We start from the raw sequence: 7,555 nt of genomic DNA, 5'->3' as shown, positions 1-7,555 counted from the left end.
AAGAAACCGCGACACCATCAACCAACCCACCCAAAGGCAAGCCAGCCAACAACGTCAACGGGGCATAACAAACTAATTCGTCGACTAATCAAACACACTGTTGAGTTCTCAAGAATCAGACGCACCCACATCGCGATCCGGTGAGGACCTCGGTTGCGTGAGGCAGCAGGTGAAACTTAGCGAGCGCTTTTCTGTCGGGTCAAATCCTCGACTGTTTCGCTCCGACCCACTGGTGTCACCGTGACCGATGACCGCTTCGGGTTGTCCTGCCCGGGGCCGGGAGCCCGACCTGACCGGTCTTGCTCCCCGCCGCTCCCTGGCGACAAAGAGAACATTAGACAACGCCCGGGCGGCACGCAAATCGAAACCGTGTGACCGCGGGCACATCGACGTTTCCGCAGGTCAGAGGCCTGTTGTGACGCGTGGGGCGTTCGGCGCCGGGTGTCGGGGGTGCCTGGGCGGAGGTCGTCGGGCAGGTCCACACCTGCCGACAGCACCCGTTCCGGGGCCCTCAGACCGCCTGCACCCCGGCGAACTTCTTCTTGCCCCGTCGCAGCACCAGCCACGACCCCGCGACGAGGTCCGCCTCCGTGGGAACGAGCTCGGGGTCCTCGACACGCACGTTGTTGAGGTAGGCGCCGCCCTCGGCGACGGTGCGTCGCGCGTCGCCCTTGCTCTTGACGAGGCCGGCGGCCACGAGGAGGTCGAGGATCCCCGGCAGGTCGGCGGCCGGGACCGTCGTACCTCCGGCCTCGCGCAACGCGGAGGCCAGCGTCTCCGGCTTGATGCTGCCCAGGTCACCCCCGCCGAACAGGGCCGCCGCAGCCGCCTTGGCCTGCTCGACCTCCTCGGCGCCGTGCACCAGCGCGGTCACCTCGTCGGCGAGGCGCTTCTGCCCCGCGCGCAGGAACGGCTTCTCGGCCGTCTGCTGCTCGAGGTCCTCGATCTCCTCGCGCGGGAGGAAGGTGAAGATGCGCAGCAGCTCACCGACCTTCTCGTCCTCCACGTTGAGCCAGAACTGGTGGAAGGCATAGGGCGAGAGCATCTCGGGGTCGAGCCACAGCGCCCCGCCCTCGGTCTTGCCGTACTTGGTGCCGTCGCTCTTGGTGATCAGCGGCGTGGCGAACCCGTGGGCGCTGCCGCCGGTCACGCGGCGTACGAGCTCAGCGCCGCCGGTGATGTTGCCCCACTGGTCCGAGCCGCCGAACTGCAGCGAGACACCGTGCTCGCGGAACAGGTTGAGGTAGTCCATGGACTGCAGCAGGACGTAGGAGAACTCGGTGTAGCTGATCCCCGACTCGAGACGACGCTTGACCGTGTCGCGCGCCAGCATCCGGTTGACCGGGAAGTGCTTGCCGATGTCACGGAGGAAGTCGATGGTCGAGAGCGAGGCGGTCCAGTCGTAGTTGTTGACCGTGGTCGCGGCGTTGTCGCCCTCGAAGCCCACGAACCGCGACACCTGCTGGCGGACCCGCTCGGTCCACTCCTTCACCGTGTCCGGCGAGTTGAGCGTGCGCTCCCCCGAGTCGCGGGGGTCGCCGATCATGCCGGTGGCGCCACCGACGAGGACGTAGGGCGTGTGGCCGGCGTCCTGCAGCCGGCGGGCGGTGACCAGCTGCACCAGGTTGCCCATGTGGAGGCTCGGCGCGGTGGGGTCGAAGCCCACATAGAACTTGACGCTCCCCTCGCCCAGCGCCGCGCGGAGCGCGTCGCGGTCGGTGGAGTGGGCGACCAGGCCGCGCCACTCCAGCTCGTCAAGGACGTTCGGGGTCGTCATGGGGGTTCTTTCGGGTGAGTCGGGTTCGTGGACGGGCACTAGCCTAGGGCGAGCGCGGAGGAGGGACGGCACGTGATCGCAGGCAGGTACAGGCTCGAGCGGGAGATCGGCCGTGGCGGCTCCGGCACGGTGCACCTGGCCCTCGACGAGGTGCTGGGCCGGCAGGTGGCGATCAAGCGCATCGGGACGACGCCGGGCTCCGACCTCGCCGAGCTGGAGCGCGCCGAGCGCGAGGCCCGCCTCGCCGCGGCCCTCAACCACCCGCACGTCGTCTCCGTGTTCGACCTGGTCGACGAGGGGGACGTGCGCTGGCTCGTCATGGAGTACGTCGACGGGCAGACGATCAGCGAGCGGGTCAGGGACTCGGGTCCGCTCGACGCCCGCCCCGCCGCGGCCCTCCTGGCCCAGACGGCGGACGCGCTGATCGAGGCCCACGCCAACGGGATCGTCCACCGCGACGTCAAGCCGAGCAACATCATGATCGCCGGCGACTCCGCCAAGCTGAACGACTTCGGCATCGCGCGGGCCGCCGACGACCCGTCGCTCACCCAGACGGGGCTGGTCACCGGGTCACCGGCCTACCTCGCGCCCGAGGTCGCGTCCGGCTCCTCCGCCACCCCCGCCAGCGACGTCTGGTCGCTGGGCGCCACGCTCTACCACGCGGTGACCGGCAAGCCGCCGTACGAGGTGGGCGACAACCTCATCGGGGCGCTCTACAAGATCGTCCACGAGGACCCGCCGCGGCTGGCCAGGGACCACCCGATGGCCGGCCTGCTCACGGTGATGATGAACCGCGATGCCGAGGCCCGGTGGCCGCTCCCCCGCGTGCGGGACGAGCTGGTCCGGATCTCGCAGGGGCAGGTCTCCACCGTGCCGATCGCCCCCCCGACGCCCGCTCCGCCGGAGCAGACCGGTGTCATGCCGCCCGCCCCCGTGCCCGTCCGCGCGCGGCCACGCCGCGACCACCGGTGGGCGTGGATCGCCGCCGCGGCGGTGCTGGCGGTCGCGGCCGTCGTGTCGGCGTACGTCTGGGCCGGGCGCGACACCCCGGAGGCGGCACCGGACGAGCAGCGCCGCTCGGCACCGGCGTCGCAGTCGACGACGCCCGAGACGTCGTCGGCCGGCAGCACTCCCCCGCTCTCCGCAGCGGACACGCGTGAGCAGATGGACGCGTTCATCACGTCCTACATCTCCACCGTCACGAGCAACCCGCGGGCGGCCTTCCGGCAGCTGACGCCGGAGTTCCAGGCGGCGAGCGGCGGCTTCGAGGGCTACCTGGGCTGGTGGGGCAAGGTCGAGTCCGCGACGCTGGCCGAGGTCAGCAGCGACCCCTCGGACCTCACCGTCGGCTACACGGTGAACTACGTGATGGAGTCCGGCGCCCGCAGCACCGACCGGATCCGGCTCCAGCTCCAGCGCCTCGACGACGGCTACCGGATCGCCGGCGAGGGCTGAGCCCGTCCGGCCTCTACGGCGTCCGGCCACCCAGGTCGTGCCGCTGCGCCCACAGGGCGGCCTGGGTGCGGTCGGCGACCCCGATGCGCTGGTAGGCGGACGTGAGGTGCGCCTTCACGGTCCGCTCGGTGATGCCGAGACGCTGGGCGATCTGCTTGTTGAGCAGTCCCTCGACGACGAGGCGCAGCACCTCGGCCTCGCGGGGCGAGAGGCCGGCCGGCGCCGCGCCCGCTGAGGTCTCGCGCGAGCCGGCCGCGCGGGTCAGCAGCCGGCGGGCGGCCCGCGGGTCGAGCGGCGACTCCCCGCGCGCCACGGCGCGGATCCCGTCGAGCAGGACCTCCGGCTCGGCGTCCTTGAGCAGGTAGCCGACGGCGCCCGCACCGAGGGCGGCGTCGATCCGCGCGTGGTCGGAGAAGGAGGTGAGCACCAGGACCTCGGTGCCGGTGGCCGCCGCCACGATGGCCCGCGTCGCCTCGACGCCGTCCAGGACGGGCATCTGCAGGTCCATCACGGCGACGTCGGGGCGGTGCTCGCGCACCAGGTCGACGGCCTCGCTCCCGTCGCGGGCGACACCGACCACCTCGAGGTCGTCGGTCGACTCCAGCAGGCCGGTCAGCCCACGGCGTACGACGGCGTGGTCGTCGGCCAGCACCACACGGATCATGCGAGCGGCACCTCCACGCGCACCATCGTGCCCGAGCCGGGCGCGGACTCGACCTCCAGGGACCCGCCGTGCTCGTGCACGAGGCTCTCCGCGGCGCGCAGGCCGAACCGGTCGGTCGCCACGAGGGTCCCGGGCGCGAAGCCGACCCCGTCGTCCACGACCTCGAGGACGAGCGCGCCGCCCTGCCGGTGGACCGTGAGCGACATCCGCGTCGCGCGGGAGTGCCGGACCACGTTGCGCACGGCCTCCTGGGCGACCCGCCACACGAGGGCGACCGCCGAACGGGGCGCGTCCTGGTCCCCGCTGACGTCGGCGTCGACCTCGATGCCGGCCGCGACCAGCGGGGCGACCAGGTCGTCGACCGCCGCCGCCAGGCCGGCGGTGTGCAGGTCCGGCGGGTAGATCTCGACGAGCAGCGACCGCAGGGACCGCATGCTGACCCGGAGCGACCGGCCGACCTCCTCCAGCTGCGCGCGGTCCGGACCGGCCGTGCGGGCGGCCACGGTGGAGAGGGCCATCGAGGACCCGGCCAGGTCCTGCACGACGCCGTCGTGGAGGTCGCGCGCGATGCGCAGCCGCTCGCCGTCGGAGGCCCGCACCGCCGCCTCGAGCAGCTGCTCACGCTCGCGGGCCGCGCGCGAGATGCGGCGCGAGAGCAGCCACACCAGCGGCGTGCTCAGCACCACGAGCGCGAGGATGGAGCCGATGGTGATGGGCAGGAACCGGGCGAGCACCTGCGCCCGGCTCTCCCGGATCCGGTCGACCCCGAGGTAGGCCTCGAAGAGCAGCGGCTCGCCCTCCGGCGACTCGATCCGCGTGTAGACCTCGAGCAGGTCCCCGCCGACGTCGCGCTCGAACCGGTTCTCCGGCTTCGAGAGGTCCGACAGCTCGGCATCGGTGCCACCGTCGCGCAGCACCTCGAGCTCGTCCTCGTCGAGGGGGTAGACCGCGCCGATCAGCTCCGTGCGGTCGCTGTAGAGCACCGTGCCGCCGACGTCCCAGATCTTGATGCGCAGGACGTCGTCGACGAGCAGCCGGTCGAGCGCCGTACGGTCCAGGCGGTCGATCGCGGCGGCGTCGCCGTCGACCAGGCCGCGCGGGACGGCCGGCTCGGCCACCGACGTGCCGAGCACCCGGGTGAGCGAGCGGGCATCGGCCACGGCCTCCTCGTCCGCGGCCGAGCGACTGAGGGCGCTCGTGGCGACCAGCACCACCACGAGCATGACGAATCCCGTGGCCAGGAACTGCACCACGGGATTCTTCAGCCAGCGCATGCGGTCGTCCTCCGGTGAGGTCAGTAGTTGACCACACCCCGGCAGACCTGGCCGTCGCGCACGGCCCGGAAGGCGACGGCGTCGGTGCCCGCGAGGTCCACGATCTTGCGCTCGACCTCGAAGGAGCCGCTGCGGGCCGTGGTCGTGCCGACACCGCGGTCGCTCACCGAGCCGTTGTGGCGCAGGGTCCAGCGCCAGCGCTGGCCGGCGACGTTGCTGTCGACCTCGCCCTCGACCTCGAGGCGGCCGTCGTCGGTCTTGACCTTGAGCTTCCAGTCCGCACCGCCGGCGCAGCTGCCGGTGCGGATGACGCGGTCGTCGTCGCCCCCGCCGTTGTCGTCGTCCCCGTCGCTGTCATCGTCGCCGCTGTCGTCATCGCTCCGGTCGTCGCTGCGGTCGTCGTCGCTGCGCAGCGACGACGTCGGGCCGTCGGCCAGCGAGGTCGCGCCTGCGGGCGAGCCTGCGAGGCCGAGGACGAGAGCGGCCAGGGCGAGCGGCAGGGCGAGCGTGAGGACGAGGGCGCGGGCGGCGCCGGTGATGAGGGTGGTCGTGCTGGTCATGGGTTCCTCCTGGGTCGGTGTGACCAGCGTGGTCCCGGTCGGCCCCGACGGCGAGATGGCCGATGGTGCTAGTACCCCCGGGCCGGCGGCGGCGCGCAAAGCCTCGAGGGCACAGGTCCCCACGGGTGAGGCGGTCCCCCGACGGGTCGTTAGCCTGAACGGGAGCCACGGAAGGGGCCCACACGTGATTGCAGGCAGGTACCGCCTGGAGCGGGAGATCGGACGCGGCGGAGCCGGCATCGTGCACCTCGCGCACGACGAGGTGCTGGGGCGGTCGGTCGCCGTGAAGCGCATCGGGCTCCTGCCCGGCACCACCGGGCACGACATCGCGCGCGCCGAGCGGGAGGCCCGTCTCGCCGCCGGGATCAGCCACCCGCACGTCGTCTCGATCTTCGACCTCGTCAAGGACGAGGACTGCTACTGGCTCGTCATGGAGCACGTCGAGGGCCGCACGCTCTCCGAGGTCGTCACGGCCGAGGGACCGCTCGAGCCCGCGCGCGCCGCCGGCATCATCGCGCAGGCCGCCGACGCCCTCGTGCAGGCGGCCAAGGCCGGGATCGTGCACCGCGACGTCAAGCCGAGCAACATCATGGTCGGCGACGACGACCACGCGAAGCTCGGTGACTTCGGCATCGCCCGGGCCGCCAGCGACGCCGCCCTCACCCAGACCGGGATGGTCACCGGGTCCCCCGCCTACCTCGCTCCCGAGATCGCCTCCGGCCAGCCGGCGACGGCCGCCGGCGACATCTGGTCGCTCGGGGCCACGCTGTGGCACGCCCTGGTCGGCCGGCCGCCGTACGACGTCGGGGCCAACGTGCTGGGCGGGCTCTACAAGATCGTCCACGAGGACCCGCCCCGGCTGCCCGCCGGCCATCCCCTCGCGGGGCTCCTCGCCGTGATGATGGTCAAGGACCCCGAGCGACGGTGGCCGGCACTGCGGGTGCGCGACGACCTGCGCCGGGTCGCCCGCGGCGAGCCGAGCACGGCACCCCCGGCGTACGACGGCGGCGAGGGCGACGTGGACGGCGCCACGGCGGTGCGCGGCGCCCCGCTGGCCGCGGCCCCGGTCGCGCCGGTCGCCGCGACACCGCAGCCGCCCGCCTCGTCGGACGCGACCCGGACGACGCCGACGCCCACGGTCGACCCGCCGCCACCGGCCACCGGTGCGTCGGCCGCTGCTCCTCCCCAGCCGCACGACCCGGGCGGCACGACGTCGCGGAGGAGTCCGCTCGGCTGGATCGCGGCCGTCGTCGCGCTGGTCGCCGTGGCCGCGCTCGGGGCCTGGCTGCTCTGGCCCGACGGCAACGGCACCGACACGACGGCCGGCTCGTCGGACACCAGCCAGGAGCCGTCCACCTCGGCGGACCCGTCGCCGTCCGAGGAGCCCACCGACGAGCAGACGGAGGAGCCGACCGAGGAGCCGACCGAGGAGCCGACGGAGACGGAGGAGCCCACGGACGAGCCGACCTCCGAGCCGAGCGAGCCCGTGGGGACCGGGGACCGGGCGGCGATGCGGTCCTTCGTGCAGGACTACTTCGCGACGGTCACCTCCGACCCCGAGACGACCTTCGCGATGCTGACCCCGGAGTTCCAGGCCCAGAGCGGTGGCTTCGAGCGCTACGCGGGGTTCTGGAACACGATCAGCTCCGCGACGCCGTACGACATCCGGGTCGACCCCGACGCACTGACGGCGTCGTACACGATCGACTACGTCTCCACCTCGGGCGACACGTCGACGCAGCAGGTGCAGCTGCAGCTGGCGCAGCAGGGCGACGGCTACCTCATCGCCGGCGAGGTCTGAGCGGCGCGTCGTCCGACGGTCGCA

At 72.7% G+C, this 7,555-nt stretch carries 6 protein-coding genes; 2 read left to right on the top strand and 4 right to left on the bottom strand.

The window, feature by feature from the left end:
* Nucleotides 1-511 precede the first annotated feature (511 nt).
* Nucleotides 512-1,777, bottom strand: a complete 1,266-nt coding sequence (gene tyrS, locus HN031_RS14860; RefSeq protein ID WP_172271105.1) for a tyrosine--tRNA ligase — start codon at nucleotides 1,775-1,777, stop codon at nucleotides 512-514.
* Nucleotides 1,778-1,849: 72 nt separating this feature from the next.
* Between tyrS and HN031_RS14855 the strand changes: the two genes are divergently transcribed.
* The gene (locus tag HN031_RS14855) at nucleotides 1,850-3,232 is read left to right on the top strand and encodes a serine/threonine-protein kinase (protein ID WP_172271103.1); all 1,383 of its coding nucleotides are present in this window, start codon (nucleotides 1,850-1,852) and stop codon (nucleotides 3,230-3,232) included.
* A gap of 13 nt (nucleotides 3,233-3,245) precedes the next feature.
* Here HN031_RS14855 and HN031_RS14850 read toward each other — a convergent pair whose 3' ends face one another.
* From HN031_RS14850 to HN031_RS14840, 3 genes are read right to left on the bottom strand one after another with little or no spacing between them, the layout of a single operon-like run.
* Complete coding sequence (locus tag HN031_RS14850; protein ID WP_172271101.1) at nucleotides 3,246-3,896, bottom strand: response regulator transcription factor; 651 nt, start codon at nucleotides 3,894-3,896, stop codon at nucleotides 3,246-3,248.
* The gene (locus tag HN031_RS14845) at nucleotides 3,893-5,170 is read right to left on the bottom strand and encodes a sensor histidine kinase (protein ID WP_172271099.1); all 1,278 of its coding nucleotides are present in this window, start codon (nucleotides 5,168-5,170) and stop codon (nucleotides 3,893-3,895) included. Before HN031_RS14845 ends, HN031_RS14850 begins: the two co-directional genes overlap by 4 nt.
* Before the next feature lie 20 nt (nucleotides 5,171-5,190).
* Nucleotides 5,191-5,730, bottom strand: coding sequence for a hypothetical protein (locus HN031_RS14840; protein WP_172271097.1), 540 nt, complete (start codon nucleotides 5,728-5,730; stop codon nucleotides 5,191-5,193).
* Nucleotides 5,731-5,914: 184 nt separating this feature from the next.
* On the opposite strand from HN031_RS14840, the gene HN031_RS14835 reads away from it, so the two are divergent.
* On the top strand, nucleotides 5,915-7,531 hold the full coding sequence (locus HN031_RS14835; protein WP_172271095.1) for a serine/threonine-protein kinase: 1,617 nt from the start codon (nucleotides 5,915-5,917) through the stop codon (nucleotides 7,529-7,531).
* Nucleotides 7,532-7,555: the final 24 nt, after the last annotated feature.

Source organism: Nocardioides sp. zg-1308, from assembly GCF_013155375.1.
GTDB lineage: Bacteria > Actinomycetota > Actinomycetes > Propionibacteriales > Nocardioidaceae > Nocardioides > Nocardioides renjunii.
Note: the sequence above shows the minus strand (reverse complement) of the source record. Positions and strands in the feature narration are given on the sequence as shown.